Raw genomic sequence first — 20,493 nt, 5'->3', positions numbered from 1 at the left:
TTTTGCAACGCATAGCTGAATTAATGGCGATGGATGTCAACACCCTAATATGGCAACAATAAACTCACAACAATTAAACAATTATTTGTGTGAGCAGGAAAAGACGCCATGAACAGAACGCAACCCACGCTCCCCGCCCATTGCACCTTTGAGCCTGACGACTGGCTGCGTCTGGCGAAATGCTGGCACCCGGTCGCCCGCGCCTGCGATATCGGCCCCGCGCCGGTAAAAGCCACCCTGCTGGATGAGCAGCTGGTGATCTACCGCATTAAAGGCCAGGTGGTGGTGGCCCGCGATGTCTGTCCCCATCGCGGCGTACCGCTGACGCTCGGTTTTCACGATGAAGAGGGGATCGTCTGCCCCTATCACGGGCTGCGCTTCGGCGAAGAGGGCCGCTGCAACCGCATCCCCTCCAGCCCTGACCAGCCGGTGCCGGCTAAGCTTCATCTCACCGCATTTGCGGTGGAGGAGCGCTACGGCCTGATCTGGACCTGCCTGGACTTCGATCCGCAGGATCCTGTGCCGCTGCCGGTCATGCCGCACTGGCACGATGAAGGCTTTCAGCAAATCAACTGCCCGGGGTTTGAGGTCAAGGGTTTTGCCGGTCGTCAGGTCGAAGGGTTTCTTGATGTGGCCCACTTCGCGTGGATCCATACCGACACCTTTGCCGATCCGGATAATCAGGTCGTGCCGACCTACAGCACCCAGGAGACACCGTCAGGCTTCAGTGCCGATTACTGGAGTTCGGTGAGCAACTATCCCCCGAGCGCCGGTTTTCGGGCGCCGGAGGGGTTCCAGTGGTTACGCCATTTTGAAATGCATCTGCCCTTCACCGCCACCCTGACCATCCATTTCCCCGGCGATGATCGGCTGGTGATCATGAACGCCGCCTCGCCGGTCTCCTCGCGGATCACCCGCATGTTTGCGCCCATCGCGCGTAATTTCGATCTGCACGTGCCGGTGGAAGAGGTGCACGCCTTCAATCTGCGCATCTTTGAGGAGGATCGCCTGATGGTGGAGACGCAGCGTCCGGAAAGATTGCCGCTGGATTTAACCCTTGAGGCCCACATTCCCGCCGACCGCAGCTCCATCGCCTACCGCCGTGGTCTTAAGAAAATGGGTTTCGGCGACTTTTTCCTTGTCTGAAGGAGCACCATCATGAGCGAACTACTCGATGTTGTTGTGGACGGCCTCTGGCGCCAGGGGAGCCACAGCCTCGCCGTCAGGCTGGTGGCCGAAAACGGTTTGCCGCTCCCCGTCTGGCAGCCCGGCGCGCATATCGATGTGCATCTGCCCTGCGGGCTTATCCGCCAGTATTCCCTCACCGGAGCGCAGCGCGAGCAGGAGGGGTATCTGATTTGCGTGGCGCTGGAGAGCGGCTCCCGCGGCGGGTCCCGCTATATTCACCAGCAGTTGCGCCCCGGCCAGAGGCTGGCTATCTCCCGCCCGCGAAATCTGTTCCCTTTACTGTCGGCAGAACGGGTGATGCTGCTGGCGGCCGGGATTGGCATAACGCCGCTGTATGCCATGGCATTACAGCTGGAGGCGCAGGGGGTGCCCTTTACCCTGCACTATTATCTGAAAACCCGTCATCACGGGGCGTTTGTCAGGGAGCTGCAGCAGGCGTTCAACATCGGGAGTGTAGTGATTCACTGTTCGAGTGAGGGGAGCAGCGCCCGCCATCACCTGTCCGCCGCGCTGGCAGAATCAACATCCGGGACCCCGATTTACCTCTGTGGACCCGCTGGCTTTATGGCGCATGCACGTCACGCCGCGCTGGAACAGGGCTGGCCGGAGACGCTGATCCACAGCGAAGCCTTCCAGCCCCTCGCAACGCCTGCCGACGCGCAGGCGGGAGAGACCTTCTGGGTGACCCTCGCGTCATCCGGTGAACGGTGGCCAGTGCCCCCGCATCAAACCATCGCCCAGGTCCTTCAGGAGAACGGCATCGACGTTCCCCTCTCCTGCGAGATGGGGATTTGCGGGGCCTGCCTGACCCCGGTGCTGGAGGGGATTATTGACCACCGCGACACCGTTCAGTCGGCGGCTGAAAAATCGGCCAGCACACAGCAGATTGCCCTTTGCTGCTCGCGCAGCCGGTCAGCGGATCTGCGTCTGGATATGTAAGTGTGCCGGCGGCGTCTGCGTCAGAACCCTTCCAGCACAATCTTCCCGACCGCACGCCCGGTCTCTAACTGAGCATGGGCTTTCTGCAGATTTTCCGCCGAAATCGCCCCGTAGTGTTCACCCAGCGTCGTGGTGATAATTTTATCGTCAATCAGCCCGGCAACCCGGGTCAGCAGCTGGTGCTGAGCAACCATATCGGCGGTCTCAAACATGGAGCGGGTGAACATAAATTCCCAGTGCAGGGAGATGCTTTTCGCCTTTAGCGGGCGGGCGTCAAGCGTCTCGGGATCGTCAATCAGCGCCAGTTTCCCCTGCGGTGCCAGGGCCTTAATGATCTCCGCGTAGTGCGTCGCGGTGTGGTTAAGGCTGGCGACGTGGGTCACCTCTTTGATCCCTGCGGCGGCGAGGGCTTCCGACAGCGGTTTGCTGTGATCGATAACATGATGCGCCCCCGCCTCCTGCACCCATTTCTGGCTTTCGGGACGTGACGCCGTACCTACGACGGTCATTTTCGTCAGCTTACGCGCCAGCTGTACCAGGATCGACCCCACCCCGCCTGCGGCACCGACGATCAGCAGGGTATCGCCTTCGTTACCCTGCTCCTGAACGCCCAGGCGATCGAAGAGCATTTCCCACGCGGTGATGGCGGTTAACGGCATCGCCGCGGCAGCAGCGTTATCCAGGGTTTTGGGCTTGAGAGCCACAATACGCTCGTCCACCAGCTGGAACTCGCTGTTGCTGCCCGGCCGTCCCAGCGCCCCGGCGTACCAGACTTCATCCCCCGGGGTGAAAAGTGTCACCGCTTCGCCCACCGCGGCAACAACCCCTACCGCATCCCAGCCGAGCACCCGTGGGGTATCGCCGCTAAACCCGGCGCGGACCTTGGTATCCACCGGGTTAACGGAGATGGCTTTTACTTCAATCAGCAGATCGTGACCTGTCGCCACCGGCTGCGGCACTTCGATATCCTGCAGGTACGCGATGTTGTCAGGGGCGGAACGGGTAATGGCAATGGCTTTCATAATCTCTCCGGCGTTTTATCGTGTGAGTCGCAATAATTTGATGGTAAAGCGAAGCTGTGACGGGAAAAATAGCCTCGCGGAGACAAGACTTATACTCGGGAGATGAAAATGTTTCGGCTTGAAGATTTGTTACTGTTCGTGCGGGTCTCGGCCCTGAGCAGCTTCAGCGATGCGGCGCGTGAAGCGGGCGTCCAGCCGGCGCAGGTCAGCTCCGCTATCAAACGGCTGGAGTCGTCTCTCGGCATCCGGCTCTTTGCGCGCTCCACCCGCAGCCTGCGCCTGACGCCGGAGGGCGAAGCCTGGCTCCCCTACGCGCGCCAGATACTGGACGCAATGCACGCCGGAATGCAAAAAATTCGCGCGCCCGAAGAGGAGATCTCCGGCACGCTGCAGATTGCCGTCCCGTCGGATCTGGGCCGCCATCTTCTGCTGCCGGTGTTTCAGGCGTTCGACCAGCGCTATCCGGCATTGCGGCTGCGCATCTTTTTCTCCGACCAGGTGGCCGACGTGTTTAAAGATCCGGTTGATATCGCCTTTCGCTACGGCACGCCGGAAGATGCATCGTACATTTCGCTCCCGGTCGCGCCGGATAACCGCCGCGTGCTGGTGGCCTCTCCCGAGTGGGTCGCCCGCCACGGTGAGCCCTCGCACCCCGATGAGTTAAGCCAGGTCAACGCCCTCACCTTTGTCCTGCGCGGTCGCCTGCACGATCGCTGGACCTTTTACCGCGACGGCGAAGCCCACAGCGTGAGCGTCAGCGGCACCATGATGAGCGATGATGCCGAGGTCATCCGCCGCCTGGCGGTCGCCGGGGCGGGCGTGGCCTATAAATCCAGGCTGGACGTCGCAGAAGATCTCCGCGCCGGTCGGCTGCAGATCTTGATGAAGGGGTATGAGGGGGAAAGCGTGCCGCTGAATATGATCTGTCCGCACCGCAAACAGCTGTCTGCGGGCGTCAGATTATTGTATGAGGCGGTTAAAGCGTGCTGTGAAGGTCAGTCAGCGCCCGATGATGTAATTTGATCACCGCTTTTTTGACCGTCCCGGGGTGAGTGGTAAAACAGCCCGGCTTATGGGGTTCGCCCGGCATAAAAATGGCAAACATCCCCGGTTTCAACGTCACGGACTGCTGATTTTCAATGCGGTCGCAGAGCTGATAGTCCTCCTCCTCGTGCCACTCATCGCAGTCCCGGTCGCTTCCCGCCAGGCCGAAATAGATGTGCTCTTCCCCCTCCAGCAGGATCTGAATATCGATATACGCGCGGTGCAGTTCCGCGCGCTTTTCCTCTGCGCGCTGGGTCGCAAACTGCATCACATTCACCCACATCTCTTCACCCTGCAGCGGATAGCTGCCCGGCGCCAGCTGCGCCAGCCCCGCGCTCAGCGCCTGGTCGATCGCCTGACAGAACACCGCCGACAGACCGGCAGCCTGCATGCGGTTGATATCCCCCAAAATCATTGCCACGCTCCTTTTGCCCACAATGCCGCGCCCAGCAGCCCCGCGTCGCCGCGATGGCGGGCTGAACAGAGTTCGGTCTGATAAACGCCTGGCTCCTGCGCCAGGTAGTGCTGCACCTGCGACAGATAGCCGTCGGCGAGGCCAATACTGCCGCCAATCACCACCCGCTGACAGTCGGTCAGGGCTTTCAGATCGGCAATTAACCGCGCCAGCGTACGGGCAGAGCGCGCAATCAGCGCCACCGCCTGGGCATGCCCCTCTGCGGCATGGGCAAAAATGGCTTTCGCATCCAGCCCGCAAAGCTCTCCTTCTGCCGCCGCGGCAATGCCCCGGCCCGAGGCGATGGCTTCCACGCAGCCGATCCGCCCGCAGCCGCAGCGCGGCCCGTTCGGGTCGGCCAGGGTGTGGCCGCAGTGCCCGGTCAGCCCGCCGGAGCCGGTCACCAGTTTGCCGTTATGGACAACCCCGCCCCCCACGCCGGTCGACACGGTGATAAACACCATATCGCGGACGGCGTGCGGCATGTGCTGATACTCAGCCAGCGCCGCAGCCTGGGCATCGTTCAGGGCTACGCCGGGAAGCCCGGTCAGAGCCGACAGATATTTCACCAGCGGGAAATGCGACAGCCCGCCGAGGTTTGCCGGGTTAATCGAGGTGAGCACGCCCTCCTGAATAATCCCGGTCGAGGCGACAGCGAAGTGCTGCGCCCGCGGGTAAAGCGGCGTCACCAGTTCGCTCAGCGCCGCTTCCAGCGCATCCGGGGTTTTGCTGGCGGGAGTGGGGATCTCCCGGCGCTCAATAATATTCAGCTCGCTGTCCACCAGCGCCGCGGCGAGTTTGGTCCCGCCGATATCCATCGCCAGCGTAATCATTTTGTCGCTCCCTGCAGGGCATCGCGATACCACTGGCAGATATGCTCCAGCCGGGTGATGGCAGAGCCGACCGTCACGGCCCATGCCCCGTGCTCAATGGCCTGCGCCGCCAGCGCCGGTGCGTTGTAGCGCCCTTCGGCCACCACCCGGCAACCGGCCTGACTCAGGGTAGAAACCAGCGCCAGATCCGGCTCAACGGGGGTGACGTCTGAGGTGTAGCCCGAAAGCGTAGTGCCAATCAGCTCAACCCCCAACTGGCGGCAATACAGCCCGTCCTGCTCTGAGGCGCAGTCTGCCATCGCGATCAGCTGATGGTGCCGGATGCGCGCCAGCAGGGCCTCAACCGGTACAGGGCGCGGGCGCTGCGTACCGTCAAAGGCAATGATGCTGGCCCCCGCCTCGGCCAGCGCATCCACATCCTCCAGCCACGGCGTAATGCGCACCGGGGTGTCGGTCAGATCGCGCTTCACGATGCCGATAACCGGCACGCTCACCACGGCGCGTACCGCCCGCAGGTTTTCAATCCCTTCGATGCGCAGCCCCACGGCACCCGCCTGCTCTGCCGCCAGCGCCATCGCCGCGACAATCTCCGGCTTATCCAGCGGGCTGTGCGGTACCGGCTGACACGAGACGATCAGCCCGCCCCGGGCCTTAACATTTGCATCCAGTTCATCAAGAAACGACATAACTCCTCCGTTTAAAATTCAGCCTTTGTGTCTGGCAAGCTGGCTGGCTTTGTCGCCAGCGATAATGGCGCCGCTGAACGGTTTACCGTCGATGGCATCGTGGGTACGCAGGGCTTCAGGGTGCAGCCAGCGCTGAACGCGGGACGGCATATCAAAGCCAATCAGCAGGATGACGACGAACGTCAGGCCAAACGACAGCGAGCAGAGCGCGGTGCCCAGATCCAGGCGCTGGGCGATAAACGCCCCCAGAACCGGGGCCAGTGCGCCGCCGAGCGCGCCGACGTTGTAGGTAAACCCGAGCCCCGCCGCGCGCTGTTCGGTATCAAAGTAGCCACCGATCAGTTTAGGCAGGATCCCGGAGATACCCTGGCCAAGCATCTGCTGGAAGAAGAGCAGCAGGCCCAGCACCCAGACGCTGCTGCCGCCAATGGTGAAGACCGGAACGATCAGCAACTGGGAGGCCAGCAGGCTACAGACATAGGCTTTGCGCGTGCCCAGCCAGTCGCCAAGGAAGCCCCCGGCGCAGCAGCCAGCCGCCGCGCCAAAGCCGCTGAAGAACAGCACCTGGGCAACGGTTGCGGGGTCGTAAGCCAGGTCGGTTTTCAGATACGTCGGCAGCAGGGCCTGAATCGGCCAGGAGTATAAGAAGGCAAACAGCACCACCACCATCAGGGTGACGCCGGTCGGCCAGCGCTTGCCGCTGCTTTGCACCATAAAGCTGATAAAGATCCCCGCGCACAGCAGGCCGAGAATGGCCACAATCGCGGCGCTCTCCAGCTGGCCTGCGAAGCAGAACCACAGCGAAACGGCGGCCACCAGGGTCATGGCGATGTTGATAAACCGGTGTTCGCCGCGATAGAGAATATCCACCATGGTTTTCACCGGCGTATTGCCCTGCTGCTTCTCTTTCCAGTCTTCCGCTTCCGGGATATTTTTTCGCAGCCAGAGGGCAAAGACGATTGGCAGAATGCCGATGAAGAACAGCGCCCGCCAGCCCCACTCCGGCACCACCAGGCTGTAAACCTGCGCCGCCACTACCGCGCCGACGGAGAAGCCCGAGATCAGGAAACCGCTGGCTTTATTACGCAGGTGTTTAGGCCAGCTTTCAATGACATAGGTGGCGCTGGAGCCATACTCCCCCGCCATCCCCATGCCGATCACCAGCCGGGCGATAAACATGGTGGTGTAGCCCTGGGCCAGACCGCAGGCCAGCGTCCCGACGGAAAAGAGAACAATGCTGCTGACCATCGCCAGACGACGACCGTAGCGATCCCCCATCGCGCCCAGTACCAGGCCGCCGAACCAGCGGGAGATAAAGGCGGCGGAGATCAGACTTGCGGCGTGCAGGGTGGTCAGGCCGAATTCGGTTTTTATATCGGTTAAAACAAGGGCGATGAGGACAAAATCAAAACCATCAAGAACATAACCGACCCAGGCGGCAGAAAACGCGCGCCACTGCTGACGGTTAAGGCAACGATACCACGGGACATTTTGTGTCATTGTATTCATGTCAGTCTCCGCAATGGGTAAACCCATACGCTGTTTGTAGGATACAGCTTCAGTGATGCCGGGTATGCCCGGCATCCGGCGTTGTCTTATTGTTGTTCTTGTTCCTGCTGGAGCAGCTGCGCTAACGCCCGCAGCTCAGGCAGGTACTTCTCATCCACAGGGGCAAACGGCTTGCGGCACAGCGGAACATCAATCACATCCATATAGTGCAGCACCGTTTTCAGGCCACGGAACACGCCCACTTTGATCAGCAGATCGATGACCTCGTTACATTTTGTCTGCAGTGCGCTGGCGGTGGCGATATCCCCCTCCTTCAGCGCCCTGACGATCCCCTGATAGCGCCAGCCCATGATGTTATAGGTGCTGCCGATGCCGCCGTCCGCGCCCGCCAGCAGGCCGGAGGCGAAGATCTCATCGTAACCGTTGTACAGCACCAGATCCGGATGCGCCCGGCGGATCTGTTCCATCTGGAAAAGATCGCCGGAAGTCTGTTTCAGCGCGCCGACGCCCGGCAGGGTCACCAGGGTGTTGATCTGATCGAGCGAGAGTTTGACCCCGCTCAGGGCCGGAATGTTGTACACCACCATCGGCAATCCATCCGCCGAATCAATAATTCCCCGGTAGTGATCGCAATGCTCTTCAAAGCTGAACGGATAGTAGAACGGCGTGACGGCAGAGACGGCGTCATAGCCAAAGCGGCTGGCGGCCTGGGCCAGCTGCTGGCTCTCATGGGTGCTGACGGTGCCGACATGGGCAATCAGGGTCACTTTGCCTTTGGCCTCTTCGGCGACGATCTCCAGCACTTCCTGACGTTCGGCGCTGTTCTGCACAAAGGCTTCGCCGGTGGAGCCCCCGACATACAGGCCGTCTATCCCCTGAGCGATGTTGAACCGTACCAGCTGGCGCAGGCTTTGCGTATCCAGCTTCTGCTGGCGATCGAAGGGGGTAAGCAGTGCGGGCATGACCCCTTTAAGCGTGACGGACATAGATACCTCGAATGTGTTGTGATGACGTTTTAACGGTAGACCTTTATACCTGTTATACCAGACAGATTAAAAACAGCGCGATCGAAATGCGCGGAACGCGATCTACTTCACTAAACGATCGAGGTTATTTGCGGCGCTTTTTGCCCTGCTCGAAGGCGTGCCAGGTGGCGAAAACGCTGGTGAGGTGGGCCTGTAACGCCTGTTCAGCGGCATCGGGATCGCGGCTGCGGATGGCGTTAAAGATGGCGATATGTTGTTGATAGCTGGTGTTATTGTGCTCGTGCAGCGCCTGCTCAGGTACGGCAGGACGGGCGGCGATCAGCCAGTCGATCAGCGCCACGTGGATCGACATAAAAATAGGATTGTTGGGGATCTCCGCCAGCACGCGGTGAAACTCCACGTCGGAGCGGATAAACAGGGCATTGTCATCCAGCGACTGGCTGTTCAGCTCCAGCGCTTTTTCCAGCAGGGCAATCTGTTCATCGCTGGCATGCTGGGCGGCGTGGCGCACCAGGCTGGATTCAAAGAACAGGCGCAGCTGCTCAAAGTGGGCAATCCCGCCCGGATGGGCGAGAAAATCTTTCGCCATACCGGAGAGTTCGCTGATGATGGTATCCGCAGACGGACGCGAAATACGGGCGCGCTCGCCGTTCTGGATCTGCACCAGCCCTTTACGCTTTAACGCCGCCAGCGCCTCGCGCACCGAAGGCCGCCCGACGTTGAAAAAGGCCATCAGTTCGCGTTCGGAAGGCAGCTGCTCCCCTTCGGCGAACTCGCGGCGGCGGATCATCTGCTCCAGCTCTTCTTCCACCATCTCGGACAATTTTTTGCGCGCCAGCGGGCGGCGACGCAAGGTGCGCCCAATGGTCTCAGAGGAGATTTCTGTCTGTTTTTCGCTGGAAAGAGTCATAGACGTTACATCGTAAGAAGTTGAGTTAAGGAGTTCTTTATCATACCACAGGCGTTTGTGCCAGGTGTTATGGGTTACGCAGGCGGCGGGGATAACTGTAGTGCAGACATCGACTTATATAGCGCTGGGCCCAGGAATATTGCCAATGGTATAATATCGGAATAATTCTCAATTGCAGATATTACTCTTTTTAAATATCGCCCTCGCCATTTAAAGATTATTAAACTTGACCAGGCGTTCAAATATTACTTCGCAGAGTAATATTGTTTCCCAACCGAAAAATTCAAAATAAATTTGCACGCTAAATAACCCCAGGTTTTTTAAAGCCGAATAAAAAAAGAATTTCTGAAATATAGACAGCAAGAATAAAGATGTACAACTCCGCGCAACCGGTTTCAACGGTGCGCACCCGCACGCCCGTTGTCGCGCCGGGCATGACAGCTTTTTTAATAAGCAGGCGAAGCAATGTAAATGCCCCTGTGCCGCCTCATAAATAAATTTAACAACGGCAACAACGGGGTAGAAAAATAATAAACAAACTTTCAGGCGCTCATAAAAAAGTATTATTGTCGGAAGATAAAGACATTCCATAGTTATCTCCATAGCGGGACTGTAACATGTGATAACACTTTTACACATCCGTTAAGCCGCGCTAAAACATTGTCATCTCTGTGACCCTAACCCTTTGAATATGTCTGCATATTCGAAGCGCCGAGTCCGTTAGTGATTTTATTTATCTCTCCGCGGGAGGGATAAATAAACTTACCCAAAATTCTTTCCCGACCACCCAGAAATATTGGGCGAAAGCGTATTGTCATTAACGACTTAACACGGAGCACATTAATGCCATCGCAAACATAAAAATCAATCCCGTACGACCCGGCGCATTCTTTTCGCACAATTTTTAAACAGCGAAAACGAATGATGATAGCGATCCAAGCTTGAGGTAATTATTTATGGCCGAACAATATGATTTTACTGTCACGCTGCATGACCTCGAATTTATTCTGAAGCAGATCAAGATCTCCGAATCGGCCACCAAAGCCGACGGGACGATCGACGGCGACGCGCTGCGTGATGCGGTGGGCGACCCGCTTCTCCCCTACGGCATACGTACCGTCGACGGCTCCTGGAACAACCTGATCCCCGGTCAGGAGATGTACGGCTCAGCCGACCAGAATATGCCAAGGCTGGTGCCGCTGGATCTGGAGGCGATTAAAAACGACCCCGAGCTGGCTAAATACCTGACCGCCTCCGGCCCGAACAGCATGGTGACGGACTCCGACCCGCGTACCATCAGTAATATTATCTCCGACCAGACCGCCAGTAACCCGGCGGCGGTCGAGGCGGCGGAAGGGCTGAAAGACGCCCCCGGCGGCGGCACCAGCGAGAACGGCAGCCTGTCGATCCCTAACCTCTCCCCGGACGTTGGCCTCTCCCCGGCCTTTAACGGCTGGATGACCTTCTTCGGCCAGTTCTTCGACCACGGTCTGGATCTGATCCCCAAAGAGGGCAACGGGATCGTGTTTATCCCGCTGATGCCTGACGATCCGCTGTATGTCCCCGGCTCCCCGACCAACTTCATGCTCCTCACCCGGGCGAAGGTGGACGCCACCCACAACACCGTGAACACCACCACCCCGTGGATCGACCAGAACCAGACCTACACCTCCCATCCGTCGCACCAGATCTTCCTGCGCGAATACACCTTCATCGATGGCAAACCGGAGCCAACCGGTCATCTGCTGGATGGCGTACACGGGATGGCTACCTGGGGTGAAGTCAAAGCGCATGCCCTGCAGTTCCTCGGCATTCAGCTGACCGATGCGGATATCTTCAACGTGCCGCTGCTGGCTACCGACCGCTACGGCAACCTGATGCTCAGCGCCAACGGCAAGGTGCAGATCGTTACCGCTCACGGGCTGGTGGAGGCCGACGGCGGACGCCTGCCGCCGGACACGCTGCGTACCGGCCACGCCTTCCTCGATGATATTGCCCATACCGCGGTGCCAAAACTGGACGCCAACGGCAACCTGCTGGCCGATACCAATGATGTTATTGGCGGCGCACCGGAAGCGGGTACCTACGATAACGAGCTGCTCGATCGCCACTTCATCACCGGCGACGGTCGCGGCAACGAGAACATCGGCCTGACCGCCGTCCACTCGGTGTTCCACGACGAACATAACCGCCTGGTGGAGCAGTACAAAGCCACTATTCTCGGGTCAGGCGATATCAGCGTGATCAACCAGTGGCTGATGCCAAACCATCAGATCACCGAGATCCCGGCGGATACCAGCACCCTGGTGTGGAACGGCGAATACCTGTTCCAGGCCGGTCGCTTCACCACCGAGATGGAATACCAGCACCTGGTGTTCGAAGAGTTCGCCCGTACCGTGCAGCCGGCGGTCGACCCGTTCGTCTTCTCGAACACCGCCGACATCAACCCGGCGATCTTCGCGGAGTTCGCCCACGTGGTGTACCGCTTCGGCCACTCGATGCTCACCGAGACCGTGGATCGCACCACCTTTGACATGCAGAGCGACGACCTCGGGCTGATCCAGGCCTTCCTCAACCCGCTGGCCTTCGATAACAACGGCTCGCTGGATAATCAGGCGGCCATCGGGGCCATCGTGCGCGGCATGACCCGTCAGGTGGGGAACGAGATCGACGAGTTCCTGACCGGGGCGCTGCGTAACAACCTGGTCGGTCTGCCGCTGGACCTCGGGGCACTGAACATCGCCCGCGGCCGCGACACCTTCATGCCGACCCTCAACCAGGCCCGGGAACAGTTCTTCACCCTCACCGGCAACAGCGAGCTGAAACCCTATGAGAGCTGGGCAGATTTCGCCGCGAACCTGAAAAACACCGCCTCGATCCTCAACTTTATGGCCGCCTACGGCCAGCATCAGCTGATCCTCAATGCCACGACCATCGCCGAAAAACGGGCTGCGGTTGAGTTCCTGCTTTTTGGCCCGGCAGACGACGCCACCCGCGCCGATGCTTTTGATTTCTTTAACAGCACCGGGGCGTGGGCGACCAAAGAGTCCGGCCTGAACATGGTCGACTTCTGGATTGGCGGCCTGGCGGAACGGAAAATGGAGTTCGGCGGCATGCTCGGCTCCACCTTCAACTTCGTCTTTGAGACGCAGATGGAGATGCTGCAGGACGGCGACCGCTTCTACTACCTGAGCCGTACTCAGGGGCTGAACATGCTCAACCAGCTGGAGGCCAACTCGTTTGCCGCGCTGGTGATGCGTAACAGCGACCTCGGCGACGAAGGCTCGTCCCACGTTCACGCCAGACTGTTCATGACCCCGGATCATGTCCTGGAGGTGAACACCGGAGTGCAGCTCGGCGCCGATCCAAAATGGGGTAACGCGCTCAAGGATCTGCTCACCCCGCTGGTGATACGTAAAGCGGCCGGGGCGGATGTTGACGGCGACGGCAAAGCGGACGGGGCCTACCTCAAATACTCCGGTCCCGGCCACGTGGTGCTCGGCGGCTCCGCCGGGAACGACACCTTAATCGGCGGCCTGGGCATCGACAGTCTGTGGGGCGACGGTGGCAACGACCGTCTCGACGGCGGCGACGAAGCCGATACCGTTCACGGCGGCGACGGGGACGACATCATCACCGACACCGGGACACCTGTGGGCGGCGCTGACTTCCTGCACGGCGATGCCGGGAACGACGTCATCTTCTCGGGCAACGGTAACGACCTGAGCTTCGGCGGCAGCGGTCAGGACTTTATTGTCGTCGGCGAAGATGCGCAGGAGGTGTTCGGCGGGCTGGATAATGACTTCATCCTCGGCGGTTCCGGCGGCGACGCGCTGCTGGGCAACGAAGGCGATGACTGGATCGAAGGCGGCGACGGCTTTGACTCCCTGACGGGCGAAAACTCCGAGCTGTTCTTTAACAGCACCATCGTCGGCCACGACGTGCTGAACGGTCAGGGCAACGACACCGACTACGACGGCGAAGCGGGCGACGACATCATGGTGCAGGGTGCCGGCATCCAGCGTAACAACGGCATGGCGGGCTTCGACTGGGCGATCCACAAGGGCGACGTGGTGGGGGCCAACTCGGATCTCGGCATCCCGATCTTCGTTAACCAGCAGGAGTTTATCCTGCGCGATCGCTTCGACCTGGTGGAAGGCCTCTCCGGCTGGAAGTTTGACGACGTGCTCACCGGCACCGACCAGCCTGTGGGTACCGCGCCGGTGCAGGGTACCCCGCTCTCCAACAACCTCACCCTGGAAGGTGTCGCCCGCATCAACGGGCTGGATAAGGTGGTCGGCAGCACTCTCATCAACGGGGCCGTGGATGGCGTGGTGCTGAACCCGGACAACGGGGCGGACATCCTGCTTGGCGGCGGCGGCAGCGACCGCATCATGGGTAAAGCGGGTGATGACATCATCGATGGCGACGCCTGGCTGAACGTGCGGATCGAAGTCAGAGACAAACTGGATCCGACCAAAGTGATTAAAAGCGTCGACAGCATGAACGAGCTCAAGGCCGAGATGCTGAATGGGACCCTTAATCCGGGCCAGCTGCATATCGTGCGTGAGATCCTCTATGACGGCAACAAGGGCGAAACCGACGTGGCGCTCTACCGCGACGTAAACGGTAACTACAACTTTACCCGCAACGTCGACGGCAGCCTGACGGTCAACCATGCCACCGTTTCAGCCAACCTGCCGCTGGGTGACGGCACCGACCGCCTGCTTAATATCGAGCAGCTGGCGTTTGGCGATGGCGTGAAGCTGAAAGTGGCCGCGGAAAAAGCCACCGGTAACGTCAACATCAGCAGCCAGGCGCCGGGCGTGGGCGATCTGCTGCGGGTCAACACCGTGGACCTGCTGGATGCCAACGGTCTGGCGGACAACCTCCCCATCACCTACACCTGGCAGGCGCTGATTAACGGAGAGTGGCGCGACCAGGCCACCGGCACCGAGTTCCGGGTGGGCAACGGTCTGGCCGGACGGCAGCTGCGGGTCACCGCCAGCTTCACCGACCGGATGGGCGATGCGGAATCCCTGGTATCGGCGGTGACAAGCGCAGTAGGCCCTCGCGATCAACCGACCCAGGGCGTGCCGGTGATCAGCGACCTGACCCCAACCCGCACCCTGGCCCTGACGGCTGACGTGTCGGGCATTACCGATGGCGACGGCCTGACCAACGGCAACAACTTCCGCTACCAGTGGCAGGTGAGTCTCGGTCTGGGCTTCGTCAACATTGCCGGGGCAACCGCCGCCACCTACACCCCAACCCAGGCGATGGTGGAGCAGCGGCTGCGGGTGATCGTCACCGTCACCGACGATGAAGGCAACCCGTCCGTCACCCTCACCTCCGCCCCAACCCAGGCGGTCGGCAACATGCTGGTCGGCACCAACGGCGCGAACACCCTGTTCGGTACCGCGGGCAGCGACTACATCGACGGCGGCGCGGGCAACGACACCCTGTTCGGGCTGGCGGGCGACGACGTGCTGATCGGCGGCACCGGCAACGACGCCCTGGACGGCGGCGCGGGTGCCGACCAGATGACCGGCGGCGTCGGGAACGACACCTACTACGTGGATAATGCGGGTGACGTGATTATCGAGGGCGTCAACGAAGGGACCGACAGCGTCAACGTGACCGCCGCCAGCTACGTGATGGGCAATAACCTGGAAAACCTGACCTACACCGGGACAGGCAACTTCAACGGCACCGGTAACGCGCTGGCCAACACCATGACGGGCGGCAGAGGGAACGACACCCTGAACGGGATGGATGGCGACGACACGCTGTTCGGCCTGGCCGGGAACGACACCCTGATTGGCGGTAACGGTAACGACGGCATTGACGGCGGCCAGGGTGCCGACGCCATGACCGGCGGCCTGGGGAACGACACCTACACCGTGGACAACGCGGGCGATACGGTCGTTGAGGGGGCAAACGGCGGCAACGATGCCGTGAGAACCACCCTGACGACCTACACCCTGGCGGAAAACGTGGAAGTGCTCTCCTTTACCGGCATCGGCGGCTTCAACGCCACCGGTAACGCCCAGGCGAACACCATCACCGGCGGCACCGGCGTAGACCGGATCAACGGCGGTGGCGGGAACGACACCCTGACCGGTAACGGCGGCAACGACGTCTTTGCCTTTGGCGCCAGCTTCGGGCAGGACGTGATCACCGACTTCGACAGCAACGCCGCAGGGGGCCAGGACTTCATTAACCTGGCGGGAAGAGGCCTGACGGCGGGCAATTACCTGAACAGCATCTCGGTAACGGCCAGCGGTACGTCGACGGTCCTGAACTTCGCCAGCGGGGAGCGGATCACCTTAATGAACACCACGGTGAGTGCGATAACGGCAACGGACTTCCAGTTCAGTTAACGCACAGCGTAAACCCATAACAAGACCTCATTGATGTAATAAGGAGTGCCCTATGCCGCGCCAGTATAAGTCAACAGAACTGAAAAATGCCCTGAGGGGAACCAGGCCTGCATTTATTACCCTGCTGTTTTTTGGCAGCGTCATAAATATGCTTATGCTGGCGCCGGCAATTTATATGCTCCAGGTGTACGACCGGGTTCTGGCCAGCCAGAACACCACCACCCTGCTGATGTTAACCCTGCTAATCGTCGGGTTATACGTGGTTATCGGGATGATTGAGTTCGCCCGTTCCAGCGTAATGACCCGGCTCGGCAACCGGCTGGACGTCAAATTAAACCAGCTGGTCTTTAATGCCGCCTTTAAGCGCAAAATTGCGACGGGGGATAATAACCCGGCGCAGGCGCTGAACGAGCTGGCCCAGATTCGCCAGATCCTCTCCGGCAACAGCTTATTTGCCCTGCTCGATATTCCCTGGACGCCGTTCTATTTACTGGTGGCGTTCCTGGTGCATCCGCTGCTGGGCTATTTATCGCTGGGCGGGATCCTTATTTTGCTCTGCCTGACTGTCTTAACGGAACTCTCCACCAAAACGCCGATTCAGCAGGCGCATATGTTAAGCGTCAGCAATTCGATCATCCTCAATAAGCAGCTGCAGAACTCCGACACCATCGAAGCCATGGGGATGCTCGCCACCCTGAAAAACCACTGGCTGGAGGGACACAGCAAAGTGATGGTGCTCCAGACGCGCATTGCCGATAAATCTGCGGTTTACAGCAGCCTGAGCCGGTTTGTCCGCGTGCTGCTGCAGTCCATCTCGCTGGGCGCAGGGGCTCTGCTGGTCATCGCAGGTGAGATCACCCCCGGGCTGATGATTGCCGCCTCGATTATCCTCGGTCGCGTGCTGAGCCCGGTGGAGCAGATCATCGGCAGCTGGAAGCAGTTTGTGCAGTTTCGCAGCGCGTGGAAACAGCTGACGAAGCTGCTGGAGGAGTACCCGGCCCCCAAAGCGAACCTCACCCTGCCGACGCCGAAAGGCATCATCAGCGTCGAAGGGATCTTTGCCGCCCCTCCGGGGCAGAAAATCGCCACCCTGCGTAACGTCTCGTTCCAGCTGGAACAGGGCGAAGTGCTGGGGATCATCGGGCCGTCCGCCTCCGGCAAAAGCTCGCTGGCGAAACTGCTGGTAGGCGTGTGGCACCCGCTAAGCGGCAAAGTGCGGCTCGACGGGGCCGACATCTGCCAGTGGGATAAAAACCTGCTTGGCCCGTCGATGGGCTATCTGCCGCAGGACGTGGAGCTGTTTGACGGCAGCATCGCCCAGAACATCGCCCGCTTTGGGCCCGCCGACAGCGAACTGATTGTCGCAGCCGCCCAGCTTGCCGGGGTCCACGAGATGATTTTACGTCTGCCGCAGGGCTACGACACCCCGCTTGGCGCCAGCGGCCATCAGCTCTCCGGCGGGCAGCGTCAGCGCATCGGTCTGGCGCGGGCGGTGTACAACAACCCGGCCTTTATCGTTCTTGATGAGCCCAACGCCAACCTCGATGACGCCGGGGAGATGGCCTTAATCAAAGCGATTACCGTCCTGCGCGAACGGGGGCAAACGGTGGTGCTGATCTCCCATCGCCCGACCCTGCTCGGGGTGGTGAATAAAGTGCTGCTGATTAATGAAGGTGCCGTCCAGGCATTCGGCCCGCGCGAACAGGTCTTTGCCAACCTGCGCCAGGCCAACATGCTCAAATCGGTTCCCGTCGCCCCCGCCGCAGAAGGCCAGCCAGAGACCCAACAACCACCCCGTGAGGCATTATCATGAAAAACGATAACAAGAGCTCAGCAATGCCAGACGCCGAGATTGTCGATATCAATATCTGGCCGCCGTTGATTCGCGGTCTTGCGGTAATAATCATTGCGGTCGGCGGCTTTCTGCTCTGGGCGGTAAAAGCCCCGCTCGATGCCGGGGTGGTGGCCGACGGCACGGTGACGGTCTCCAGCAACCGCAAAACCATTCAGCATCTCAGCGGCGGTCGGGTGACCGACATCTATATGAAAGAGGGCGAAGTGGTGAAAAAGAACCAGGTTCTGATGCGCCTCGACACCCTGCAACTGGACATGCGCTACAGCGCGTTAAGCGCCCAGTATATTTCGGCGAAAACCAGCGAGGACCGTCTGCTGGCGGAGCGCAACGGCGACGACACCATTACCTTCAGCGACGGGCTGCTGAAAAACTTTGCCGGGAATAAACGCCTGGCCGAGAGCCAGCAGCTGCAGGCCAAACTTTTCGAGACGCGGCGCAAGAACATTCAGGACGAGCTGTCGATGATCGACGAGTCCCTCGACGGTCTGGTTGGGCAGACGGAGAACCTGAATAAAATTAAAGGCTACCGCGAGCATCAGTTCACGCTCATCAATAAAGAGCTGGGGGCCATCCGGGCGCTCAGCGAGAAGAACTACTACCCGAAAGCGCAGCTGATGGTGCTGGAGCGCGAGGCGGCGGAGATCTCCAGTACCGTGTCGGAGGATATTCTCAACATCGCCAAACTGAAATCCCAGCAGAACGAACTGCGGATCAAAGCCTACCAGGTGCAGCACCAGTACCTGCGGGAGGTGGAGTCAGAATTAACCCTGAAGCAAAAAGAGGTGGCGATGCTGGAGGACGAGCTGCAGTCCACCCGTCATGAGCTGGATAACACCGTGATCCGCTCCCCGATTGACGGGGTGGTGCTCGACGTCAAAGTCAGCACCGTGGGCGGGGTGATCCAGCCGGGCGAACACCTGATGGATATCGTCGCCGCCGGACAGCCGCTGCAGATCGACGCCAAAATCCCGGTGCAGGCGATTGATAAAATGGCCCCCGGGTTGACCGTCGACGTGATGTTCCCGGCCCTGAACCACGCCCTGCTGCCGACGGTGCCGGCACGGGTGCTGACGGTCTCGGCCGACCGCCTGACCGATAAAGTGACCCAGCAGCCCTACTATCTGGCCGAAGTGCAGGTCTCCCCGGAAGGGGTGCGCCTGCTGCGCGATCACAAGATCAAAGCCGGGATGCCCGCCAGCGTGACGATAAAAACCGGAGAGCGCACTTTCCTGAGCTACCTGTTTAAACCGCTGATGGCAAGGCTGGAGCTGGCGTTTAAGGAGATTTGACGCGGTGAAATGCCGGGGGCGCTTCGCTTGCCCGGCCTACAGGTCTGGTTTCGTAGGCCGGGTAAGGCGTAGCCGCCACCCGGCGATGCAATGTGGCCTAATCCCCTCACCCCGGTCATCTTCCATGGGGCTGAGGAATCCCCAGTAATTTTCTTATGCTTAACGCAATGAAATAATTACAGACTAATAAATGATTTACAGCGACTCCCTGGTCCGGCTGAAAATCGCTGAGGCGTTGACCGTAGGCCGGGGCGAGGCGCATGGATGCGCCGAGAGGGCGTGACCTACAGGGATGTAGGATCACGCCCGACCCTAAGCCTGCGGGAATAAGCCGAAGGCATCGCGAAGCGGCGATTTTCTTTGCCGGGAGCCGGGGTAGCCAGGGGGGAGGCGGCGAGCCCCCCTGGCACGTTCACCGGTTCAGGTGTGACAGAGAGGCAAAGAACGTAAAGTGAACGGAACCAACAACGGAGTCGCATGTTCCCCCTCACCCCGGCCCTCTCCCTGAATGGAGAGGGGGCAGACCGTGCCACTTTTTTTTGTGGGGATCCCTCAATCCACTGGGAGAGGCAGATGTTGAAAAACTTTCCAGAACTGTGACCTCACCACAAACGCATAAATGACAATGCCCTGAAAACCCTTGCCGACGCGCTTGCGCCTTTCTACGCTTATCTCACGCAGGGCAACCCCTTACACCGAATAAACCTGCCACCTGATGCGTTAACTTTTATCTGTGAAAGGGAGAGCCCCTATGCTGCGCCTCGTTATTCTGCTGGTCGTCACGCTCGTTTGCCCGTCGCTCTACGCGGCTCCCCTGGTATACACCATCGACACCCAGAAGACCGCCATCAAACTGTCGTGGCGCGCGTTCGGCGGGATCCCGTCGTGGGCGAATCTCAATGGCGTGACGGGGACGGTGACGCTTAACCCGGACAACGAATTTGACGATCGTATCCAGGTGACGGTTCCGGTCGCCACGCTTAAGGCCTCCAACAACCTGCTCACCTGGCAGCTGAAGAGCAACATGTTTTTTGACGCCGCGCGTTATCCGACCATCACCTTTTCCAGCACCCGGGTGGTGAAGCTCAAAGAAGATCACTACCGCGCGTTCGGCACGCTGACCGTGCGGGATCTCAGCCGTCCGGTGATCCTGGAAGCCACGCTCGATCCCCTGCCGGGTGAGGCGATCGCTCTGCACGCCACCACCGCTATCTCACGTTCGGCCTATAAGATGGATCGCTTTGCGCTGGTGGTTGACGATCGCATCGCCATTGCCATTGATATCCAGGCGAAACCGTCCCGCGCCTTATGACAGCGCGGCCTGATATTCACTTTATTCGATAATATTTATTAATAATTGACCCGGCGAAAACCGTATATTTACTCTATACTGCC

General features: G+C 59.9%; 15 protein-coding genes. 7 read left to right on the top strand and 8 right to left on the bottom strand.

Features of this window, described 5'->3' with window-relative positions:
- The first annotated feature begins 108 nt into the window (after positions 1–108).
- Complete coding sequence (gene hpxD, locus ACOYA6_RS17225) at positions 109–1,146, top strand: molybdenum cofactor-independent xanthine hydroxylase subunit HpxD (RefSeq protein WP_422655079.1); 1,038 nt, start codon at positions 109–111, stop codon at positions 1,144–1,146.
- A 12-nt stretch (positions 1,147–1,158) separates the two neighbouring features.
- Complete coding sequence (locus ACOYA6_RS17220) at positions 1,159–2,127, top strand: PDR/VanB family oxidoreductase (protein ID WP_138371021.1); 969 nt, start codon at positions 1,159–1,161, stop codon at positions 2,125–2,127.
- Positions 2,128–2,147: 20 nt separating this feature from the next.
- Here the strand turns inward: ACOYA6_RS17220 and ACOYA6_RS17215 are convergent, their stop codons facing one another.
- Positions 2,148–3,149 carry a zinc-binding alcohol dehydrogenase family protein gene (locus ACOYA6_RS17215; RefSeq protein WP_422655078.1) on the bottom strand — a complete coding sequence of 334 codons (1,002 nt, stop codon included), beginning with the start codon at positions 3,147–3,149 and terminating at the stop codon, positions 2,148–2,150.
- A 108-nt stretch (positions 3,150–3,257) separates the two neighbouring features.
- On the opposite strand from ACOYA6_RS17215, the gene ACOYA6_RS17210 reads away from it, so the two are divergent.
- Positions 3,258–4,172, top strand: a complete 915-nt coding sequence (locus ACOYA6_RS17210; protein WP_422655077.1) for a LysR family transcriptional regulator — start codon at positions 3,258–3,260, stop codon at positions 4,170–4,172.
- Here the strand turns inward: ACOYA6_RS17210 and nanQ are convergent.
- The 7 genes from nanQ to ACOYA6_RS17175 all read right to left on the bottom strand — a co-directional run bounded on the left by nanQ (position 4,126) and on the right by ACOYA6_RS17175 (position 10,037).
- Positions 4,126–4,608: an N-acetylneuraminate anomerase gene (gene nanQ / locus ACOYA6_RS17205; RefSeq protein WP_422655076.1), complete on the bottom strand. Its 483-nt coding sequence runs from the start codon at positions 4,606–4,608 to the stop codon at positions 4,126–4,128. The two genes, ACOYA6_RS17210 and nanQ, sit on opposite strands and share 47 nt — an antisense overlap.
- Positions 4,605–5,480 carry an N-acetylmannosamine kinase gene (gene nanK / locus ACOYA6_RS17200; protein ID WP_422655075.1) on the bottom strand — a complete coding sequence of 292 codons (876 nt, stop codon included), beginning with the start codon at positions 5,478–5,480 and terminating at the stop codon, positions 4,605–4,607. The genes nanQ and nanK overlap by 4 nt, the downstream gene beginning before the upstream one ends.
- Positions 5,477–6,166 (bottom strand): N-acetylmannosamine-6-phosphate 2-epimerase, encoded by a 690-nt coding sequence (locus ACOYA6_RS17195; protein WP_422655074.1) that lies wholly within the window; start codon positions 6,164–6,166, stop codon positions 5,477–5,479. The genes nanK and ACOYA6_RS17195 overlap by 4 nt, the downstream gene beginning before the upstream one ends.
- Positions 6,167–6,184: 18 nt before the next feature.
- Positions 6,185–7,675, bottom strand: coding sequence for an MFS transporter (locus ACOYA6_RS17190; RefSeq protein ID WP_039030056.1), 1,491 nt, complete (start codon positions 7,673–7,675; stop codon positions 6,185–6,187).
- Between the two features lie 86 nt (positions 7,676–7,761).
- Positions 7,762–8,661, bottom strand: coding sequence for an N-acetylneuraminate lyase (gene nanA, locus ACOYA6_RS17185; protein ID WP_422655073.1), 900 nt, complete (start codon positions 8,659–8,661; stop codon positions 7,762–7,764).
- A gap of 124 nt (positions 8,662–8,785) precedes the next feature.
- On the bottom strand, positions 8,786–9,571 hold the full coding sequence (gene nanR / locus ACOYA6_RS17180) for a transcriptional regulator NanR (protein WP_138371028.1): 786 nt from the start codon (positions 9,569–9,571) through the stop codon (positions 8,786–8,788).
- A gap of 301 nt (positions 9,572–9,872) precedes the next feature.
- Positions 9,873–10,037 carry a hypothetical protein gene (locus ACOYA6_RS17175; protein WP_422655072.1) on the bottom strand — a complete coding sequence of 55 codons (165 nt, stop codon included), beginning with the start codon at positions 10,035–10,037 and terminating at the stop codon, positions 9,873–9,875.
- A 490-nt stretch (positions 10,038–10,527) separates the two neighbouring features.
- Between ACOYA6_RS17175 and ACOYA6_RS17170 the strand changes: the two genes are divergently transcribed.
- From ACOYA6_RS17170 to ACOYA6_RS17155, 4 genes are all read left to right on the top strand, one after another.
- The gene (locus tag ACOYA6_RS17170) at positions 10,528–15,954 is read left to right on the top strand and encodes a peroxidase family protein (RefSeq protein ID WP_422655071.1); all 5,427 of its coding nucleotides are present in this window, start codon (positions 10,528–10,530) and stop codon (positions 15,952–15,954) included.
- A 52-nt stretch (positions 15,955–16,006) separates the two neighbouring features.
- A complete protein-coding gene (locus tag ACOYA6_RS17165; protein WP_052246187.1) occupies positions 16,007–17,767 on the top strand; it encodes a type I secretion system permease/ATPase in 1,761 nt (586 codons plus the stop codon).
- Positions 17,764–19,098, top strand: a complete 1,335-nt coding sequence (locus ACOYA6_RS17160) for an HlyD family type I secretion periplasmic adaptor subunit (protein WP_422655070.1) — start codon at positions 17,764–17,766, stop codon at positions 19,096–19,098. The genes ACOYA6_RS17165 and ACOYA6_RS17160 overlap by 4 nt, the downstream gene beginning before the upstream one ends.
- 751 nt (positions 19,099–19,849) lie before the next feature.
- On the top strand, positions 19,850–20,410 hold the full coding sequence (locus ACOYA6_RS17155) for a YceI family protein (RefSeq protein ID WP_422655069.1): 561 nt from the start codon (positions 19,850–19,852) through the stop codon (positions 20,408–20,410).
- The last annotated feature ends 83 nt before the right edge of the window (positions 20,411–20,493 follow it).

It is taken from the genome of Leclercia barmai (assembly GCF_049312895.1).
In the GTDB taxonomy this organism is placed as follows: domain Bacteria; phylum Pseudomonadota; class Gammaproteobacteria; order Enterobacterales; family Enterobacteriaceae; genus Enterobacter; species Enterobacter barmai.
This window is presented reverse-complemented; position numbering and strand designations above follow the sequence as displayed.